16 protein-coding genes are annotated in these 17,638 nt (G+C 71.9%); 7 read left to right on the forward strand and 9 right to left on the reverse strand.

What is annotated here, in order from left to right:
• Positions 1-274: 274 nt before the first annotated feature.
• Both ACH5AO_RS33895 and ACH5AO_RS33900 read left to right on the forward strand, forming a co-directional pair.
• The gene (locus ACH5AO_RS33895; RefSeq protein ID WP_398931562.1) at positions 275-1,546 is read left to right on the forward strand and encodes an SAV2148 family HEPN domain-containing protein; all 1,272 of its coding nucleotides are present in this window, start codon (positions 275-277) and stop codon (positions 1,544-1,546) included.
• A 108-nt stretch (positions 1,547-1,654) separates the two neighbouring features.
• Entirely contained in the window at positions 1,655-2,377 is a 723-nt protein-coding gene (locus ACH5AO_RS33900; protein ID WP_398931469.1) for a 3'-5' exonuclease, read from the forward strand.
• Positions 2,378-2,427: 50 nt separating this feature from the next.
• Here the strand turns inward: ACH5AO_RS33900 and ACH5AO_RS33905 are convergent, their stop codons facing one another.
• A complete protein-coding gene (locus tag ACH5AO_RS33905) occupies positions 2,428-3,291 on the reverse strand; it encodes a phosphotransferase enzyme family protein (RefSeq protein WP_398931471.1) in 864 nt (287 codons plus the stop codon).
• Positions 3,292-3,473: 182 nt separating this feature from the next.
• Here ACH5AO_RS33905 and ACH5AO_RS33910 point away from each other — a divergent pair, with 182 nt between their 5' ends.
• Genes ACH5AO_RS33910 through mgt form a run of 4 tightly spaced genes read left to right on the forward strand, consistent with a single transcriptional unit; the run spans position 3,474 to position 7,770 of the window.
• Entirely contained in the window at positions 3,474-4,412 is a 939-nt protein-coding gene (locus ACH5AO_RS33910) for a carbohydrate ABC transporter permease (protein WP_398931473.1), read from the forward strand.
• Positions 4,409-5,242, forward strand: a complete 834-nt coding sequence (locus ACH5AO_RS33915; protein WP_398931475.1) for a carbohydrate ABC transporter permease — start codon at positions 4,409-4,411, stop codon at positions 5,240-5,242. Before ACH5AO_RS33910 ends, ACH5AO_RS33915 begins: the two co-directional genes overlap by 4 nt.
• The gene (locus ACH5AO_RS33920; RefSeq protein ID WP_398931477.1) at positions 5,242-6,522 is read left to right on the forward strand and encodes an ABC transporter substrate-binding protein; all 1,281 of its coding nucleotides are present in this window, start codon (positions 5,242-5,244) and stop codon (positions 6,520-6,522) included. Before ACH5AO_RS33915 ends, ACH5AO_RS33920 begins: the two co-directional genes overlap by 1 nt.
• A 12-nt stretch (positions 6,523-6,534) precedes the next feature.
• Positions 6,535-7,770 carry a macrolide-inactivating glycosyltransferase gene (gene mgt, locus ACH5AO_RS33925; RefSeq protein WP_398931479.1) on the forward strand — a complete coding sequence of 412 codons (1,236 nt, stop codon included), beginning with the start codon at positions 6,535-6,537 and terminating at the stop codon, positions 7,768-7,770.
• A gap of 166 nt (positions 7,771-7,936) precedes the next feature.
• Here mgt and ACH5AO_RS33930 read toward each other — a convergent pair whose 3' ends face one another.
• Positions 7,937-10,192: an MMPL family transporter gene (locus ACH5AO_RS33930; protein ID WP_398931481.1), complete on the reverse strand. Its 2,256-nt coding sequence runs from the start codon at positions 10,190-10,192 to the stop codon at positions 7,937-7,939.
• 270 nt (positions 10,193-10,462) lie between these two features.
• On the opposite strand from ACH5AO_RS33930, the gene ACH5AO_RS33935 reads away from it, so the two are divergent.
• On the forward strand, positions 10,463-11,014 hold the full coding sequence (locus tag ACH5AO_RS33935; protein ID WP_398931483.1) for a DUF1697 domain-containing protein: 552 nt from the start codon (positions 10,463-10,465) through the stop codon (positions 11,012-11,014).
• A 2-nt stretch (positions 11,015-11,016) separates the two neighbouring features.
• Here the strand turns inward: ACH5AO_RS33935 and ACH5AO_RS33940 are convergent, their stop codons facing one another.
• The 7 genes from ACH5AO_RS33940 to cysC form a co-directional block, all read right to left on the reverse strand.
• Entirely contained in the window at positions 11,017-11,754 is a 738-nt protein-coding gene (locus ACH5AO_RS33940) for a sirohydrochlorin chelatase (protein WP_398931485.1), read from the reverse strand.
• Positions 11,755-11,762: 8 nt separating this feature from the next.
• Entirely contained in the window at positions 11,763-12,659 is an 897-nt protein-coding gene (locus ACH5AO_RS33945; protein ID WP_398931487.1) for an ABC transporter permease, read from the reverse strand.
• Complete coding sequence (locus tag ACH5AO_RS33950; protein WP_398931490.1) at positions 12,646-13,434, reverse strand: ABC transporter ATP-binding protein; 789 nt, start codon at positions 13,432-13,434, stop codon at positions 12,646-12,648. Before ACH5AO_RS33950 ends, ACH5AO_RS33945 begins: the two co-directional genes overlap by 14 nt.
• 36 nt (positions 13,435-13,470) lie before the next feature.
• Positions 13,471-14,574: an aliphatic sulfonate ABC transporter substrate-binding protein gene (locus ACH5AO_RS33955; protein WP_398931492.1), complete on the reverse strand. Its 1,104-nt coding sequence runs from the start codon at positions 14,572-14,574 to the stop codon at positions 13,471-13,473.
• Between the two features lie 227 nt (positions 14,575-14,801).
• Positions 14,802-16,136, reverse strand: coding sequence for a sulfate adenylyltransferase subunit 1 (locus ACH5AO_RS33960; RefSeq protein WP_398931494.1), 1,335 nt, complete (start codon positions 16,134-16,136; stop codon positions 14,802-14,804).
• A gap of 2 nt (positions 16,137-16,138) precedes the next feature.
• Positions 16,139-17,074, reverse strand: a complete 936-nt coding sequence (gene cysD, locus ACH5AO_RS33965) for a sulfate adenylyltransferase subunit CysD (protein ID WP_398931496.1) — start codon at positions 17,072-17,074, stop codon at positions 16,139-16,141.
• The gene (cysC, locus tag ACH5AO_RS33970) at positions 17,071-17,607 is read right to left on the reverse strand and encodes an adenylyl-sulfate kinase (RefSeq protein ID WP_030861310.1); all 537 of its coding nucleotides are present in this window, start codon (positions 17,605-17,607) and stop codon (positions 17,071-17,073) included. Before cysC ends, cysD begins: the two co-directional genes overlap by 4 nt.
• Between the last annotated feature and the right edge of the window lie 31 nt (positions 17,608-17,638).

Consider the following 17,638-nt stretch of genomic DNA (forward strand, 5'->3'; position numbering starts at 1 on the left):
ACTCTTTCAGGTGTACGGCGCCGGTGGGGCGCCTTGGCTCCGAGTGTTTCCGTGTCTCTGCGAAGTCTCCTCGAAAGGGTGGGAACCACCTTCTACCCAGGCCCCCGGGTCCGATGACCTCCGCCCGCCGTCGATCTTGCTATGAATCCGCTCACTCCCGGGCGTCCTCGGAACGGAACGGTCCCGTGAATACGGGAAGTTGGGAAACGACCCTGTCCATCGGGCTGCACCGTGCGCCGCTGGCGGAGTACTCTCCTTGATCGTCGGGACGGGAGTGCTCGGGGGAGCGGAAGGCGGTACGCGGGTGGGCGCGGGAGGGCTGGAACTGCCCCCGGGTGACGACGGTCACGAGGGGAGTGGTTCCACGGGCGTCCCGCCCGGTGCGGTGTCCCTGGCACGGCCGATGGACGCGGGCTCGATCGGGCCGGAGCTGGACTGGGACGCCGACGCCTGGCGCGAGGTGCGCACCCGCGCCCAGCGGGCCGGCCGCGCCTACATCTGGCTGAACCTCGTCGAGCAGCGGCTGCGCGCGGTCGTGGCCGCCGTCCTGCGCCCCGTCTACGAGCCCGTGCACGGCGACGACTGGGTGGTCGCCGCCGCCGGGCCCACCGGACAGGAGTGGGTGCAGCGCGCGGCCGCGGTGCGCGAGGTGAGCCGCCGCAAGGGCTATCTGCTCGACCCGGCCGACGACAACGTCCTGTCCTTCCTCACCCTGCCGCAGCTGCGCGAGCTGATGGTGGCGCACTGGCCCTGCTTCGAGCCGTACTTCGACGACCGCCGGGACGTCGAACTCGCCCTGGACGAGCTGGAGGTCACCCGCAACGTCGTCTCCCGCAACCGCGCGCTGTCCGAGGCGGTGCTCAGCCAGGCCGAGCGGGCCTCCGCGCGGCTCCTCGAGATGCTCGGCGCCGGCGGCGACGTGCCGTCCGCGCGCCGGCTGCCCGTCGACGCGGTCGAGGACCTGGTCGGCGACCGGTACGCCGACGTGGTCGCCGTCCACCCCGACCGGGTGCGGCTGCTGCGCCAGTTCCCGGCCGAGGACATCTTCGGCGGGGCCCGCCGGCTCGACGCCCTCGGCATCGGCCTCAACCTGCTGGTGCAGAACTTCTCCGGGCGCCGTCTGGTGCGGCTCGCGGAGTCCGGCTGCCGGGTGCGGCTGCTGTTCCTGAACCCCGCCTCCAGCGCGGTCAAGCGCCGCGAGCGGGAGCTCGGACTCAAGCGAGGCGAGCTCGGCCGCAGTGTCGAGATGAACATCCTGCACATGCGCCGGGTCCGCTCCCGGCTGCGCGACCCCGGCGCCTTCGAGATCCAGGTCTACGACGAGACGCCCCGCTGCACCGCCTACCTCGTGGACGGGGACGGCTCGGACGGCGTCGCGGTCGTGCAGAACCACCTGCGCCGGGCCCGGGGCATGGAGGCGCCGGTGCTGGTCCTGCGCAACGGGGTCAAGGTGGTCAAACCGGGCGAGGTCGAGGAAGGCGGGCTGTTCCCCACGTACCGCGAGGAGTTCGAGACGATGTGGACGGATTCGCGCCCGGTGTCGTGAACGTCCCTGGTCGGGGCCTGTGGGCGGAGCTCGATCCTCCGATTGTCAGTGGCGCGTGCGAAGGTGGGAACCACTGGGGGAACGCACCACACAGAAGGGGGACGGCCCATGGGCTGGCACCGCGAGCTGCTGATCGGCTTCGACCTGGAGACGACGGGTACCGATCCGCACGAGGCACGGATCGTCACGGGGGCCGTGATCGAGGTCAGGGCGGGGGAGGCGGGGGGCCGCCGGGAATGGCTGGCCGACCCGGGCGTACCGATCCCGAAGGACGCGGTGGCCGTGCACGGCATCAGCAACGAGCGGGCGACCGCCGAGGGCAGCCCCGCGGACCGGGTCGCCGACGCCATCGCCGACGCCCTCACCGCCCACTGGAGGAAAGGCGTCCCGGTCGTCGCCTACAACGCGGCCTTCGACCTTTCCCTGCTCTCCGCCGAACTGCGGCGGTACGGGCTGCCGTCCCTGCGCGACCGCCTGGACGGCGCCGACCCCGGACCGGTCATCGACCCGTACACCATCGACCGCTCCGTCGACCGCTACCGGCGCGGCAAGCGCAACCTCGAAGCGGTCTGCACGGAGTACGGCGTCGTCCTCGACACGGCGCACGACGCGACCGCCGACGCCCTCGCCGCGGCCCGGCTGGCCTGCGCGATAGCCGACCGCCACCCCAAGGTGGCGGCCCTCGACCCGGCGGAGCTGCACCGCCGCCAGATCGAGTGGTACGCCGCGTGGGCGGCGGACTTCCAGGACTTCCTGCGCCGCAAGGGCGATGCCACCGCGGTGATCGACGGCACCTGGCCGCTGCGGGAGCCGGCGGGCGAGCGGGTCTGACGCGCCGGGCGGCCCGAAGGCCAGAGGGGCGGAGGTCGGAGGGACGGAGGTCAGAAGGGATACCAGCGCACGGTCTCGTCCCCGTCCCGCAGCGACGCCACCCGGCGGCGGAACTCGGCCAGCGCCTTGGGGTTGCCCGGCGCGTGCTGGGCGACCCAGGCGCAGCTGGCGGTCTCCCGCGCGCCGCGCAGCACCGAGCAGCCCTCCCAGGCCCGCACGTCCCAGCCGTAGGCGGCGGTGAAGGACGCGTACGCCTCGTCCGGCAGCCCGTAGCGGTCGTGGGAGAGGGCCATGACCACCAGGTCGTGCTCGCGCAAGTCGGCCGAGAAGGTCTCCAGGTCGACCAGGACCGGCCCGTCCGGCCCGACGTGCACATTGCGGGGCAGCGCGTCCCCGTGGACGGGGCCCGGCGGCAGCTCGGGCGTCAGCGCCGCCGCGGCCGACGCGAAGCCGTCGCGCCGCTCGCGCAGATACGCCGCGTCCGCGGGGTCGATGGCGTCGCCCGCCAGCCGCAGCCAGCGTTCCACGCCGCCCAGCAGTTCGCGGGGCGGAAGACCGAAGGGGGGAGTGGGCAGTGCGTGGACCAGCCGCAGCAGTTCGGCCAGATCCCGGGGGCCGGCGGGCCGTACCGCCTCCGGCAGCCGGTGCCACACGGTCACCGGGTGCCCGTCGACCAGCAGCGCCTCCGGCTCGGCCGTCCGCACCGCCGGCACGCCCTCCTCTGCCAGCCACCCCGCGACGGCCAGCTCCCGGCGGGCCCGCTCCAGCAGCTCGGAGTCCCGGCCCACCTTGACGACCAGGCCGCCGGCGGCGAACACCGCGTTCTCCCCGAGGGAGAGCAGCCGCGCGTCCGCCGCCGCGCCGGGCAGCACCCCGGCCGCCGCCAGCACGTCCCGTGCCCGTGCCTCGTCCATCCGTCCGCCTCCGTGTCCATGCGCGTCCGACCGCCGGTCCCGTCCGACCGCCGGTAACCGGCCATTCGCCGGCCAGTGTCGCATTCGCACAGGTGGCGGCGGTGTGCGCGGTGCCTTGACGAGGCAGGACGTCTTCACGACCATGACCTGGCCCACCCGCGCCGCGCAAAGGGGCTGATTCCGTGACATCGGTGACCGAGGTGAGGAGACCGGCGCCCCGCGCGCCCGGTCCGCGCCGCAGGGCCGGACGGGCCGTCGACCACGGCCCGTGGTTCCTGGTGCTGCCCGCACTGATCCCGATCCTCGTCCTCAGCGTCGGCCCGCTGCTCTACGGCATCCTGCTGGCCTTCACCGACGCCCAGTCCGGCCGCACCGAGCCGACCCGGTGGATCGGCACCCTCAACTTCCAGGACCTGCTGCACGACACGCTGTTCTGGGAGTCGTTCCGCATCGGCCTGGTGTGGGCCGTCGGGGTGACGGTGCCCCAGTTCCTGCTGGCGCTCGGCCTCGCCCTGCTGCTCCACCAGGACCTGAAGCTGCGCTGGCTGGCCCGCGCCCTGGCGATCGTCCCCTGGGCGATGCCCGAGGTAGTCGTCGGCATCATGTGGCGGATCGTCTACAACCCGGACGCCGGCCTCCTCAACGAGACACTGCGCGACCTCGGCCTGGGGGACGGCCGGGACTGGCTCAGCGGGCTCGCCACCGCCCTGCCCGCGGTGATCGTCGTCGGCGTGTGGGCCGGAATGCCCCAGACCACGGTCGCGCTCCTCGCCGGGCTCCAGAACACCCCGCGCGAGCTGCACGAGGCGGCGGCCGTCGACGGCGCCGGCGCCTGGCGCCGCTTCCGCACGGTCACCTGGCCCGCCATCCGCCCCGTCGCCCTCGCCGTCACGGCGCTCAACCTGATCTGGAACTTCAACTCCTTCGCCCTGGTCTACGTCCTGACCAGCGGCGGCCCCGGCGGACGCACCCGGCTGCCCATGCTCTTCGCCTACGAGGAGGCCTTCCGCTACGGGCAGTTCGGCTACGCGGCGGCGATGGGCTGCGTCATGGTCGCCGCGATCTCGATCGCGCTGGCCGTCTTCCTCGCCGGCCGGCTCCGAGGAGGTGACACGGCATGAGGACCTCCACCGGCGCCCGCGTCGGCCAGTACGCCGCACTGCTCGCGTACCTCGTCTTCCTCGCCTTCCCGTTGCTCTGGCTGCTCTCCACCGCGTTCAAGCCACCGACCGAGCTGGCCGGCCTGCATCCGACCTGGATCCCCCGGGACCCCACCCTCGCCAACTTCCGCCAGGCCTTCGACGAACAGCCACTGCTGCGGGCCGCCCTCAACTCCCTGCTCGCCGCAATCGCGTCGGCCGTCGTCGCCGTCGTCGTCGCCACCCCGATGGCGTACGTGACGGCCCGTCACCGCACGGCGCTCGCCCGGGCCGCGACCGGCTGGGTGGTGGTCAGCCAGGCGTTCCCGTTCGTGCTGCTGATCATCCCGCTGTTCCTGGTGCTGAAGAACCTGCGGCTGATCGACTCCGTGCCCGGCCTGGTGCTGGTCTACGTGGTCTGGGCGCTGCCCTTCGCCCTGTGGATGCTCACCGGATACGTCCGTGCCGTGCCGGCCGAACTGGAGGAGGCGGCGGCCGTCGACGGGGCCGGGCGGCTGCGGATCCTGGTGTCGGTGACCGCGCCGCTGCTCGCGCCGGGGATCGTGGCGACCGCGCTGTTCGCCTTCGTCACCGCGTGGAACGAGTTCTTCTTCGCCCTCGTCCTGCTCAAGACCCCTCAGAAGCAGACCCTGCCGGTCGTCCTCACCCACTTCATCGGTGCCGAGGGAGTCGCCGACCTCGGCCCGCTGGCGGCCGCCGCGTTCCTCGCGACGCTGCCCTCCCTGGTCGTCTTCGCGATCATCCAGCGGCGGATCACGGGCGGCATGCTCGCCGGGGCGGTGAAGAGCTGATGCGGACCAGAATCCTCGTGGCGGCGCTCGCCGTCGCCCTGCTCCTCGCGAGTTGCTCCTCCGGCGGCACCCGCGACGACGGCCGCGTCACCCTGCGCTTCCAGTCCCTGGCCTGGCAGAAGGAGTCGGTCGAGGCCACCGAGGAACTGGTCGAGGAGTGGAACGCCACCCACCCGGACGTCCAGGTGGAGTACGTCCAGGGCAGCTGGGACAGCGTCCACGACCAGCTCCTCACCTCCTTCGAGGGCGGCGAGGCCCCCGACATCATCCATGACGCCTCCGACGACCTCGCCGACTTCGCCTACGGCGGTTACCTGGCCGACCTGACGGAGCTGCTGCCCGAGCGGCTGAGGTCCGACATCCCGCCCCGCGGCTGGGAGACCGTCACCTTCGACGACGGCGTCTACGGAGTCCCCTTCCTCCAGGAACCGCGCGTGCTCATCGCCAACGCCACCTGGCTGAAGGAGTCCGGCGTCCGCGTCCCGACCCCGGAACAGCCCTGGAGCTGGGCGGAGTTCCGGAAGGTGACGAAGGAGCTCGCGGGGGACGGGACGTACGGCGTCGCCTGGCCGCTCAAGGAGCTCGTCTCCGCCACCCTCAACCTGTCCCTCTCCGCGGGCGGCCGGCTCTTCCACCGGGGCGCCGACGGCAAGGTGACCGTGCGCTTCGAGGAGGGCGACGAGACCGTCCCGCGCACCGTCCACGAGCAGGTGAACACCGACCGCAGCGCCTCGCCCACCACGCTCGGCAGCGGCGGCTCCGACACCCTGCCCGGCTTCTTCGCCGGCAAGTACGCGATGGTGCCGCTCGGCTTCTCCTACCGCCAGCAGATCGTCCAGCAGGCGCCGGAGGGCTTCGACTGGCAGGTGCTGCCCGCCCCGGCCGGGACCGGCGGACTCACCCAGGGAGTCAGCCCGCAGACCCTCTCCGTCGCCCAGGACTGCCCGTACAAGAAGGAGGCCGTCGCCTTCCTCGACTTCCTGCTCCAGCCGCGGAACATGGTCCGCCTGGCCCTCGGCGACTGGATGCTCCCCACCGGCCGCCAGGCCCTCGCCGACCCGGCCCTGCACACCGCCGAACACGGCTGGGCCACCGGCACGGCCCTCGCCACTCATCTGCGCCCGGCCCCCGCGCAGACGGTACGGGGCTACCCGGAGTGGAAGGACAAGGTCGCCACCCCCGCGCTCCAGGAGTACTACAGCGGGGCGATCGGCCTCGACGAGCTGCGCGAGCGGCTGGAGGGGGACGGCAACCTGGTCCTGGCCCGCTACCAGCGCTGAGCGGCACGCGGAATGTGGTTGCACGAGACGTCTCGTCTCGTCTATGGTCGGCTCATGACCACCCCCGCACACATCGCCATGTTCTCCATCGCCGCCCACGGGCACGTGAACCCGAGCCTCGAGGTGATCCGCGAGCTCGTGGCGCGCGGCCACCGGGTCACGTACGCGATCCCGCCGCTCTTCGCCGAGAAGGTCGCCGAGACCGGCGCCGAGCCCAAGCTGTGGAGCAGCACGCTGCCCGGCCCCGACGACGACCCGGAGGCCTGGGGCACCACCCTGCTCGACAACGTGGAGCCGTTCCTGAACGACGCCATTCAGGCGCTCCCGCAGCTCATCGAGGCCTACGAGGGCGACACCCCCGACCTCGTGCTGCACGACATCACCTCCTACCCGGCGCGCGTGCTCGGCCACCGCTGGGGTGTGCCCGTCATCTCCCTCTCACCGAACCTCGTCGCCTGGGACGGGTACGAGAAGGAGGTCGCCGAGCCGATGTGGGAGGAACCGAAGAAGACCGAGCGGGGGCAGGCGTACTACGCCCGCTTCCACGCCTGGCTGGAGGAGAACGGGATCACCATGCACCCCGACGACTTCGGGGGCCGTCCCGCCCGCTCCATCGTCCTGATCCCCAAGGCGCTCCAGCCGAACGCCGACCGGGTCGACGAGAGCGTGCACTCCTTCGTCGGGGCCTGCCAGGGCGACCGGAGCGCCGAGGGCGACTGGCAGCGGCCCGCCGGGGCCGAGAAGGTCGTCCTGGTGTCGCTCGGGTCGTCCTTCACCAAGCAGCCGGCCTTCTACCGGGAGTGCGTCAAGGCGTTCGCCGGCCTGCCCGGCTGGCACCTGGTGCTCCAGGTCGGCAAGCACGTCGACCCCGCCGAGCTGGGGGACGTCCCCGAGAACGTCGAGGTGCGGTCCTGGGTGCCGCAGCTCGCGATCCTGAGGCAGGCCGACCTGTTCGTCACCCACGCGGGGGCCGGCGGCAGCCAGGAGGGGCTGGCCACGGCCACCCCGATGATCGCCGTACCGCAGGCCGTGGACCAGTTCGGCAACGCGGACATGCTGCAGGGGCTGGGGGTGGCCCGGCACGTCCCGGCGGACGAGGCGAAGGCCGCGGTACTGAGGGCGGCGGCCCTCGCCCTCATCGACGACCCGGAGGTCGCACGGCGGCTGAAGGCCATCCAGGCCGAGATGGCCGAGGAGGGCGGGACGCGCCGGGCGGCCGACCTGATCGAGGCGGAGCTGCCGAGGTAACTGCGGGCAGTCGTGCCTCCCCCAGTGCCTTGAAGGGCCTGGGCGGTGCCCCCAGCGGCACGGGTGGGCGCGGCGGCACCCCGTACGCGCCGGGCGGCGCGACCCACCCCCGCCCACGAAGAAGGGCCCGGCGGAAAACCGCCGGGCCCTTGCCGCGCCTACCGGATCACACCGGCACCCGCTCCCCCTCGTCGTCCCGTGACGTCGGCGGCGTCACCGCCGCCGCCTCCGGCGACTCGTCGTGGGTGAGGTCGGGCATCCGGTGCAGCCACTTCGGCAGGTACCAGTTGCGCTCGCCGAGCAGCGTCATCACCGCCGGCAGCAGCACGCCCCGGATGACCGTCGCGTCGATCAGCACCGCCGCCGCGAGGCCGACGCCCATCTGCTTCATGGACTGCATGGACAGCGTCCCGAAGATCCCGAACACGGCGACCATGATGACCGCGGCACTGGTGACCACGCCGGCCGTGGTGACCACGCCGTGCTGGACCGCGTCCCGCGTCGTACGGCCCCGCAGCCGGGCCTCGCGGATCCGGGAGACCACGAACACGTGGTAGTCCGTCGACAGGCCGAACAGGATCACGAAGAGGAACAGCGGCAGCCACGTGATGATCGCGCCGACGCCCTCCGCGCCCACCAGGGACGCGCCCCAGCCGTGCTGGAAGACCGCCACGAGGATGCCGTACGCGGCGCCCACCGACAGCAGGTTCAGCACGATCGAGGTGACCGCGACCGCCAGCGAGCGGAACGACAGCAGCATCACCAGGAAGGCGAAGACCACCACGAAGGCGAAGACCGGGACCACGGAGCCGACCAGCTGGTCGTTGAAGTCCTTGTTCCCGGCGACCTGCCCGGTGATCGGCGCCTCGACGCCGTCGACCTCGCCGAGCGTGGCGGGCCGCACCTCGTCGCGCAGCGTGTCCAGGCTCTCGGCCGCCTTGTCCTGGTCGGAGCCGCCCACCAGCGGGACGTAGACGAACGCGACGTTCCGCTGGTCGTGCAGCTTGATCTCGACCGGGCCGCGCGAGGCCCCCGAACTGATCGCCCGCTCACGGAACTCGGCGAGCGCGGCCTTCACCTCGGGCGCGTTGATGTCGTCCGCCTTGACGACCACCTCGGCCGGCTCGGAGCCGCCCGGGAAGGCGTCGTTCACCCGGTTGTACGTCTGCACGATCGGCAGCGAGTCGCCGAACTCCTGGTCCAGGGTGAGGTTCTGCGTCTTCATCCCGACCGCCGGAGCGGCCACCGCCAGCAGCGCACCGGTCGCCACCACGACCGACAGCACCGGCTTGGCGAGCACCCGCTTCAGTACGGCCGACCAGAACCGGCTGTCACCGTTGCCGCCGGTGCGCCGCCGGCGCAGGAACGGCACGCGGCCCTTCTCGACCCGCTCGCCCAGCAGCGACAGGAGCGCGGGCAGGACGGTGACGGAGCCGACCATGGCGACCGCCACGACCATCAGCGAGGCCAGGCCCATCGCCTCGAACTCGGCGATCCCGGTGAACAGCATGCCCGCCATGGCGACACACACCGTGACACCGGAGACGACGATCGCGCGGCCACTGGTCGCGGCGGCGATCCGCAGCGCGGTCCGCGCGTCCCGTCCGGCCGCCCGCTCCTCACGCTCACGGCGCAGGTAGAACAGGCAGTAGTCGACCCCGACGGCCAGGCCGACAAGGAGCATCACCGAGTTCGCGGTCTCGCTCATCGGCTGCAGATGACTGACCAGGCCCATCAGACCCATCGTCGCCATGATCGCGGTGATCGCCAGCGCCACCGGCAGCAGCGCCGCCACCAGCGCGCCGAACGCGATCAGCAGGATGCCGAGGGCCACCGGCACCGCGGAGTACTCGGCCTTCTTGAAGTCGTCGCCGAACGCGTCGTCGAACGTCTTCATCATGCTGGCGCCGCCGATCTCCTCGATCCGCAGCGACTCGTGGTCCTTCTGGACGTCCTCCACGGCGTTCAGCACCGGCTCGATCCGCTCACCGGCGGTGTCCGAGTCGCCGCGCACGTCGAACTGGACCAGCGCGCTGCGCCCGTCCTCGGAGATGGTGCCGCTCTCGTACGGCGAGACGACGTCCGTGACCTCGCCGGTCTTCTCCACGGCCGCGACGACCGCGCCGACCGCCGACCGGAACGCGGCGTCCGTGGCCGTGAGACCCTCGTCCTTCGCCTGGACGAGCACGGTCTCACCGGCCGGCTCCTCGATGCCGGCGTCCTCGATGATGCGGGCGGCGGTGCTGGTCTCTCCCTTGAGCTGATCGCTGTCGCCGACGTCGACCCGGCCCGCGGCCGAACCGAGTCCCATCGCCAGCACGACGAACAGCACCCAGATGCCGACGGCCGCCCAGCGGTGCCGGGCGCTCCAGCCGCCGGCCCGTGCGGCGAGGCCCCGCACCCGTGATTGTCCGTTCCCCATGACGGGCTCGCTCCCTCGTGTTCGGCAGCGACCCCCTGCCGCCACCTGACCCTTTCGAAGGTAGGGGCCGGATAAGTCCGTCTCCTCGTGCTGACCGGTGAAGCTCGGGGACCCCGGGTCATCCCCTCGGTGCCCGGCTCCTCCCCACTGGGGAGGACAGTGACCCCTTACACGTATCCGGGCGTGTCGGGGCCGGTGGCCAGGGTTCCGGTGCGCCACCGTCGTAGGGCACACCCCCGCGGGGTACGACGGCGGTCCTAGGGTGTCCCCATGGCGACGACGAGATACGCGGCGCTGCTGCGCGGGATCAACGTGGGCGGCAGCAGGAAAGTCCCGATGGCCGAACTGCGCGCCCTCATGGAGGGCCTCGGCCACGACGGGGTGCGCACCCACCTGCAGAGCGGCCAGGCGGTGTTCACCGCCCCGCACGGCGACGAGGAGTCACTGGCCGCGGAGCTGTCGACGGAGATCGAGCGGCGCTTCGGCTTCGCCGTGGACGTGATCGTGCGCGACCACGCCTATCTGAAGGGCATCGTCGACGCCTGCCCGTTCCCGGCCGACGAACTGGAGCCCAAGCAGCTCCACGTCACCTACTTCTCCGCGCCCGTCACCCCCGAGCGCTTCGCCGAGATCGACCAGCAGGCGTACCTCCCCGAGGAGTTCCGCCTCGGCGACCGCGCCCTCTACCTCTACGCCCCGAACGGCCTGGGCCGCTCCAGACTCGCCGAACACCTCTCCAAGCCGCGCCTGACCAAGGGCGTCGTCGCCACCAGCCGCAACTGGAACACGGTGCTCAAACTGGTGGAGCTCACCGGGGACTGAGGTCAGGCGCCGACCGCCGCGAGCAGCGGTACCCGCGCCTCGTCGTACCGCTCCAGCAGCAGCCGCGCCACCTCCGGCGCCGGGCCGAGCACGTCCGCCAGGACGTCCGCCTCCGCCGCGCCCCGGGCGATCCGGTCCGGGAGGAAACCGGGGGCCAGGACGTACGGGGCGACGGCGACGCGTGCGCAGCCGAGGGCACGCAGTTCGCGGACCGCCTGCTCGGTGCGGGGGAGGGACGCGGAGGCGAACGCAGGCCGCACGGCGCACCAACCGGTGTGCCGCCACTCCCGCGCGATTGCTGCGATCACTGCGATCGCCTCCGGGTCGGAGGACCCCGCCGAGGCCAGGACGACCCCGGTCGAGGACTTGTCGGCGGGCGCGAGGCCCGCCTCGTACAGCCGCCGCTCCAGCGCCGCCGTCAGCAGCGGTGAGGGGCCCAGCACCTCGGCCTGGCGGATCCGCAGCCGCGGCGGGGCGTCCGCCAGCACCGCCGGGATGTCCGCCTTGGCGTGGAAGGCGCGGGTCAGCAGCAGCGGGAGGGCGACCACGTCGCGGACGCCCTCCGCGTCCAGGGACTCCAGCACCCCCGTGACGGACGGGATGTTGAAGTCCAGGAACCCGGTCTCCACGCGCAGCCCCGGCCGCAGCGACCGCACCCGCCGCACCAGGGCGTGCACGGTCGCGGCGTGCCGCGGATCGCGGCTGCCGTGGGCGACGACGAGAAGGACCGGACGGCGCATGATGTCCCTCAGCCCTTCACCAGCAGACCGCGGCTGCGCAGCACCCACCGCTCCAGCGGACTGAAGATCAGCAGGTCGATGGCGATGCCGACGGTCAGGATCAGCAGGATGGCCTCGAAGACCATGGCCATGTCGCTGGCGTTGCGGCCGTTCTCCAGCAGCTGCCCGAGACCCACGCCGAGGTCGGGGAAGGACGCGATGATCTCCGCGGCCATCAGCGAACGCCAGGAGAACGCCCAGCCCTGCTTCAGCCCCGCCACATAGCCCGGCAGCGCGGCCGGCAGCACGATGTGCCAGGTGCCCTTCAGCCCCGTCGCGCCCAGCGTCCGCCCGGCCCGCAGGAACAGCGGGGGCACCTGGTCGACGCCGGAGACCAGGCCGTTGGCGATCGAGGGGACCGCCCCGAGCAGGATGACGGCGTACATCATCTGGTTGTTCAGCCCCAGCCAGATCACCGCCGGCGGCACCCACGCCACCGACGGCAGCGACTGCAGACCGGACAGGATCGGCCCGATCGCCGCGCGCACGAACCTCACCCGCGCCACCAGCAGCCCCAGCGGGGTGCCGATCAGCAGCGCGAAGAAGAAGCCGAGCAGACCGCGCGAGACGCTGGTCCAGATGTAGCCGAGCAGCTCGCCCTGGAGCCACGCCTGGCGCAGCACGTCCCACACCGCGCCCGGCGAGGGCAGCTTGGTCGGATCGTCGACGATCTTGAAGGAGACCAGGGCCTGCCACACCGCCAGCACCAGGGCGACGGCGATGAGCGGCGGCAGGATCTTCTCCACGAAGGTCTGCCGCAGCGGCTTGCGTCCGGTCTGCACCGTCTCCAGTGCGTCGAGGCCCGCCTCCAGACCGGCGAGGTCGCCCCCGTCCCTGTCCTTGGCGGTCGTCTCAGTGCTGGCCATGACGGCGGATCTCCCCACGGAGTTCTTCGGTGATCTCTACGGACAGTTCCGCCACGGCGGTGTCCTCGATACGGCGCGGATGCGGGATGTCCACCGTCCACTCGCGGGCGATCCGGCCCGGACGGGACGACAGCAGCACCACCCGCTGTGCGAGCCGCACGGCCTCGCGCACGTTGTGCGTGACGAACAGGACGGACAGCCGCGTCTCGCTCCAGATCCTGGTCAGCTCGTCGTGCAGCACGTCCCGGGTGATGGCGTCCAGCGCCGCGAACGGCTCGTCCATCAGCAGCAGCCGGCTGTCCTGGGCGATCGCCCGCGCCAGCGCCACCCGCTGGCGCATACCGCCGGACAGCTCGTGCACCCGCTTGCCGTGCGAGCCCTTCAGCCGGACCAGCTCGAGGAGTTCCTCGGCCCGCTCGCGGCGCTCGGTCTTCTGCACGCCTCGCAGCTTCAGGGCGAGTTCGATGTTCTTGCCCGCGGTCAGCCACGGGAAGAGGGCGTGCTCCTGGAACATCAGGGCCGGCCGCCCGTCCGTGCCGATCGTGCCGGCCGTGGGGCGGTCGAGCCCCGCGACCAGGTTGAGCAGGGTGGACTTGCCGCAGCCCGAGGCACCCAGGAGGGTGACGAACTCACCGGGTGCGACATCGAGGCTGATGTCGTCCAGCACGAGCTGCTGTCCGGCGGGGCCCGCGAACGACTTCGAGACGTGCTCGATGCGGGCGGCGTGGGTGGCCGCCTCGGTGCCGTCGGCGGCCTTGGCGAGGGTCGTGGCCATGGTCGTCACCTCCTGGGGACTCTTCGTGATCCGGGCTTACCTGGCGCCGAGTCCGGCGTCGTCGACGGCCGGTTCGCCGGCGGTCTTCAGGACCTCGTTGAGCAGCGTGAGGTCGTAGATGCCGGCCAGGTCCGGCTCCTCCAGCAGTCCCGCCTCGACGGCGTGCTCCGCCTGGGCGTCGAGCGTGGCGGCCAGCGGGTCGTCGGTGAACTCGATCGACTCCCACGCCGGGTCCAGCACCTCGGCGGGCAGTGCCTTGCCGGAGTCGGCCTCCAGCTGCTCGTTGGCGGCGGCCTTCGCCTCCTCCGGGTGGGCGTTGATCCACTCGTTGGTCTCGACGGACGCCCTCAGTACCGCCTCGACGGCCTTCGGGTGCTCCTCGAGGAACTCCTGGCGCACGATGATGTTCGTGATCACGAACTTCTCGTCCGGCCACAGCGTCGCCTCGTCCAGCAGCACCTTGCCGCCCTCGGCGACCAGCTTCGACGCGGTCGGCTCCGGCACCCAGGCGCCGTCGATCGAGCCTGCTTTGAACGCGTCCGGGGTGACCTTGTTGTCGCTGCGGACGACCGTGACGTCGCCCTTGCCGCTCTGCGCGTCGACCTTCCAGCCCTGCTCGGCCGCCCAGTTGAGGAACGCGACGTCCTGGGTGTTGCCGAGCTGCGGGGTCGCGATCCGCTTGCCCTTGACGTCCTCCAAGGACGTGATCGTGTCCGGGTTCACCACGAGGCTCACCCCGCCGGACGCCGAACCGCCGATGATCCGCAGGTTCTTGCCGCCGGACTTGGTGTAGCCGTTGACGGCGGGGGACGGGCCGATGAACCCGATGTCGAGGGAGCCGGAGTTGAGCGCCTCGATCTCCGAGGGTCCCGCGTTGAAGACGGCGTACTTCGCCTCGGTGCCGCCGAGTTCCCTCTGGAACAGGCCCTTCTTGTTGCCCACCAGCGCGGTGCCGTGCGTGAGGTTGCCGAAGTAGCCGATCCTGACGGAGTCGAGACCGTCGGTCTTCTTCGCCCCGGCGGCGACCTTCGCGGTGTCGTCGTCCTTGGCCTGGGAGCCGTAGCCGCAGGCTGCCAGGGTGAGCAGCGGCAGCACGGCCATGACCGCGAGGGCGCGGCGCGGGGCGGAGGTGGCAGGCACGGGAGGTGTTCCTCTCGGAGGCCCGGCGGTCACGGTCCTGGTCTCAGACCGTGGCCGGGAAGTCGGCGGGTTTTCGTCTACGGCGGCGGGGGGTGAGGGCGCGCGAGCGGTGCGCGTACGTCAGCGCGCACACCGGGCCACCCCGCCCTGCCCGGCGCCGAGGGCGCCGCTGCCGACGCGGCCGCCCTCCTTCGCGAACCCGGAGTAGAAATCGGTGGGGTTCATGCTCAGAAGTCCCACCCGTCGTCCTCGGCCTCGTCCTTGACGGGCTCCGGTGCGGCGAAGGACTCACCGACCATGCCGGCGGTGAGCGTGGTGCCGTCGCTGGGGTCGATGAGGATGAACGAACCGGTGCGCCGTGAGTCCGCGTAGGAGTCGGCGGGCAGCGGTTCGGCGGTGCGGATCTTCACCCGGCCGATGTCGTTGGCGGTGAGCTGCCCGGGGTGCGGGTGCAGCGACAGGTCGTCCAGCGTCAGCCGGGACGGGATGTCCTTGACGATCGCCTTGACGGTGCGGGTGCCGTGCTTGAGCAGGACCCGGTGGCCGACGGTCAGCGGCTGGTCGGCGACGTGGCACACGGTGGCCTCGACGTCCTGGGTGGTGGCCGGCGCGTCCTTGCTGGGGACGATCAGGTCACCGCGGGAGATGTCGATGTCGTCGGCCAGCAGCAGCGTCACCGACTGCGGCGTCCAGGCGACGTCGACCGGCTCGCCCAGCAGGTCGATCCCCGTGACCGTCGTCGTCCGCCCGGACGGCAGTACGGTCACCGGGTCGCCCACCCGGAACGTGCCGGCGGCGATCTGGCCGGCGTAGCCGCGGTAGTCGGGGTGCTCGGCGCTCTGCGGCCGGATCACGTACTGCACGGGCAGCCGGGCGTGGCAGTGCGCCAGGTCGTGGCTGACCGGGACGGTCTCCAGGTGCTCCAGCACGGTGGGGCCGCCGTACCAGTCCATGTGCGCGGACGGCTCCACCACGTTGTCGCCGACCAGCGCCGAGATCGGGATCGCGGTGACCTCGGGGACGCCCAGTTCGGTCGCGTACGCCGTGAACTCCTCGGCGATTCGGGCGAACACGGACTCCTCGTAGTCGACCAGGTCCATCTTGTTGACGGCGAGGACGACGTGCGGCACGCGCAGCAGGGCGGCGATGGCGGCGTGCCGGCGGGTCTGCTCGACGACGCCGTTGCGGGCGTCGACCAGGATCACCGTCAGCTCGGCCGTGGAGGCGCCGGTGACCATGTTCCGCGTGTACTGCACGTGGCCGGGGGTGTCGGCGAGGATGAACCGGCGCCGGGGCGTGGCGAAGTAGCGGTAGGCCACGTCGATGGTGATGCCCTGCTCCCGCTCGGCCCGCAGGCCGTCGGTGAGCAGCGCGAGGTCGGGCGTCTCCTGCCCGCGGCTCGCCGACGCCCGCTCCACGGCCTCCAGTTGGTCGGTGAGGACCGACTTGGAGTCGTGCAGCAGCCGGCCCACCAGGGTGGACTTGCCGTCGTCGACGGAGCCGGCGGTGGCGAACCGCAGCAGCGTGGTGGCCGCGAGCTCCTCGGTGGTGATGGTGCTCATCTTTAGAAGTACCCCTCGCGCTTGCGGTCTTCCATCGCGGCCTCGGAGAGCTTGTCGTCGGCGCGGGTGGCGCCGCGCTCGGTGAGCCGGGAGGCGGCGATCTCGGTGATCACCTTCTCGATGGTGTCGGCGTCGGAGTCCACCGCGCCGGTGCAGGACATGTCGCCCACGGTCCGGTAGCGCACCAGCCGCTTCTCGACCTTCTCGCCGTCCTTCGGGCCGCCCCACTCACCGGCGGTCAGCCACATGCCGGAGCGCTGGAACACCTCGCGCTCGTGCGCGTAGTAGATCTCCGGCAGTTCGATGTTCTCGCGGGCGATGTACTGCCACACGTCCAGCTCGGTCCAGTTGGACAGCGGGAACACGCGGACGTGCTCACCGGGGGCGTGCCGGCCGTTGTACAGGTTCCACAGCTCGGGGCGCTGGCGGCGCGGGTCCCACTGGGAGAACTCGTCGCGCAGCGAGAACACCCGCTCCTTGGCGCGGGCCTTCTCCTCGTCGCGGCGGCCACCGCCGAAGACGGCGTCGAACCGCTCGCTCTGGATCTTCTCGGTGAGCGGCACGGTCTGCAGCGGGTTGCGGGTGCCGTCCGGGCGCTCCTTGAGCACCCCGCGGTCGATGTAGTCCTGCACGGAGGCGACGTGCAGCCGCAGCCCGTGCTTGGCGACCGTACGGTCGCGGTAGTCGAGGACCTCGGGGAAGTTGTGCCCGGTGTCGACGTGCAGCAGCGAGAACGGGACCGGCGCCGGGGTGAACGCCTTCAGCGCCAGGTGCAGCATGAGGATGGAGTCCTTGCCGCCGGAGAACAGGATCACCGGCTTCTCGAACTCGCCCGCCACCTCGCGGAAGATGTGCACCGCCTCGGACTCGAGGGCGTCCAGGTGGGAGAGGGCGTACGGGCTGTCCGTGCCCTCCTTCACGGTGGCGACGGTCGTCATGCCAGTCCCCTTTCGCTGAGCGCGGCGTACACCGACGCCGCGGACTCCTGCACGGTCTGGTTCTGGGACTCGATCCGCAGATCGGGTGTCTCGGGCTCCTCGTACGGGTCGTCCACGCCGGTCAGTCCGGTGAGTTCACCCGCGGCCTGCTTGGCGTACAGGCCCTTCACGTCGCGTACGGAGCACACCTCGACCGGGGTCGCCACGTGCACCTCGACGTACGGCGTGCCGTTCGTCTCGTGCCGCTTGCGGACCGCGTCCCGGCTGTCCGCGTACGGCGCGATGACCGGGACGAGCGCGAGGACGCCGTTGCGGGCGAGCAGTTCGGCGACGAAGCCGATGCGCTGCACGTTGGTGTGCCGGTCCTCGCGGGTGAAGCCGAGGCCCGCGGAGAGGAACTCGCGGATCTCGTCGCCGTCGAGGACCTCGACCCGGCGGCCCTGCTCGCGCAGCCGGCCCGCCAGCTCGTGGGCGATGGTGGTCTTGCCCGCGCTCGGCAGACCCGTGAGCCAGACGGTGGCTCCGGTCGTCACGTGGTTCTCCCTGGATGTCGATGGTCCGGTG

Source organism: Streptomyces sp. NPDC018964 (assembly GCF_044390325.1).
Taxonomy (GTDB): Bacteria; Actinomycetota; Actinomycetes; order Streptomycetales; family Streptomycetaceae; genus Streptomyces.

Bases quoted from the DNA above. Each gene is read 5' to 3' on its own strand.
- ACH5AO_RS33900 (WP_398931469.1), top strand. From the start codon at position 1,655: ATGGGCTGGCACCGCGAGCTGCTGATCGGCTTCGACCTGGAGACGACG.
- ACH5AO_RS33905 (WP_398931471.1), bottom strand. From the start codon at position 3,291: ATGGACGAGGCACGGGCACGGGACGTGCTGGCGGCGGCCGGGGTGCTG.
- ACH5AO_RS33915 (WP_398931475.1), top strand. From the start codon at position 4,409: ATGAGGACCTCCACCGGCGCCCGCGTCGGCCAGTACGCCGCACTGCTC.
- ACH5AO_RS33920 (WP_398931477.1), top strand. From the start codon at position 5,242: ATGCGGACCAGAATCCTCGTGGCGGCGCTCGCCGTCGCCCTGCTCCTC.
- mgt (WP_398931479.1), top strand. From the start codon at position 6,535: ATGTGGTTGCACGAGACGTCTCGTCTCGTCTATGGTCGGCTCATGACC.
- ACH5AO_RS33930 (WP_398931481.1), bottom strand. From the start codon at position 10,192: ATGGGGAACGGACAATCACGGGTGCGGGGCCTCGCCGCACGGGCCGGC.
- ACH5AO_RS33935 (WP_398931483.1), top strand. From the start codon at position 10,463: ATGGCGACGACGAGATACGCGGCGCTGCTGCGCGGGATCAACGTGGGC.
- ACH5AO_RS33940 (WP_398931485.1), bottom strand. From the start codon at position 11,754: ATGCGCCGTCCGGTCCTTCTCGTCGTCGCCCACGGCAGCCGCGATCCG.
- ACH5AO_RS33945 (WP_398931487.1), bottom strand. From the start codon at position 12,659: ATGGCCAGCACTGAGACGACCGCCAAGGACAGGGACGGGGGCGACCTC.
- ACH5AO_RS33950 (WP_398931490.1), bottom strand. From the start codon at position 13,434: ATGGCCACGACCCTCGCCAAGGCCGCCGACGGCACCGAGGCGGCCACC.
- ACH5AO_RS33960 (WP_398931494.1), bottom strand. From the start codon at position 16,136: ATGAGCACCATCACCACCGAGGAGCTCGCGGCCACCACGCTGCTGCGG.
- cysD (WP_398931496.1), bottom strand. From the start codon at position 17,074: ATGACGACCGTCGCCACCGTGAAGGAGGGCACGGACAGCCCGTACGCC.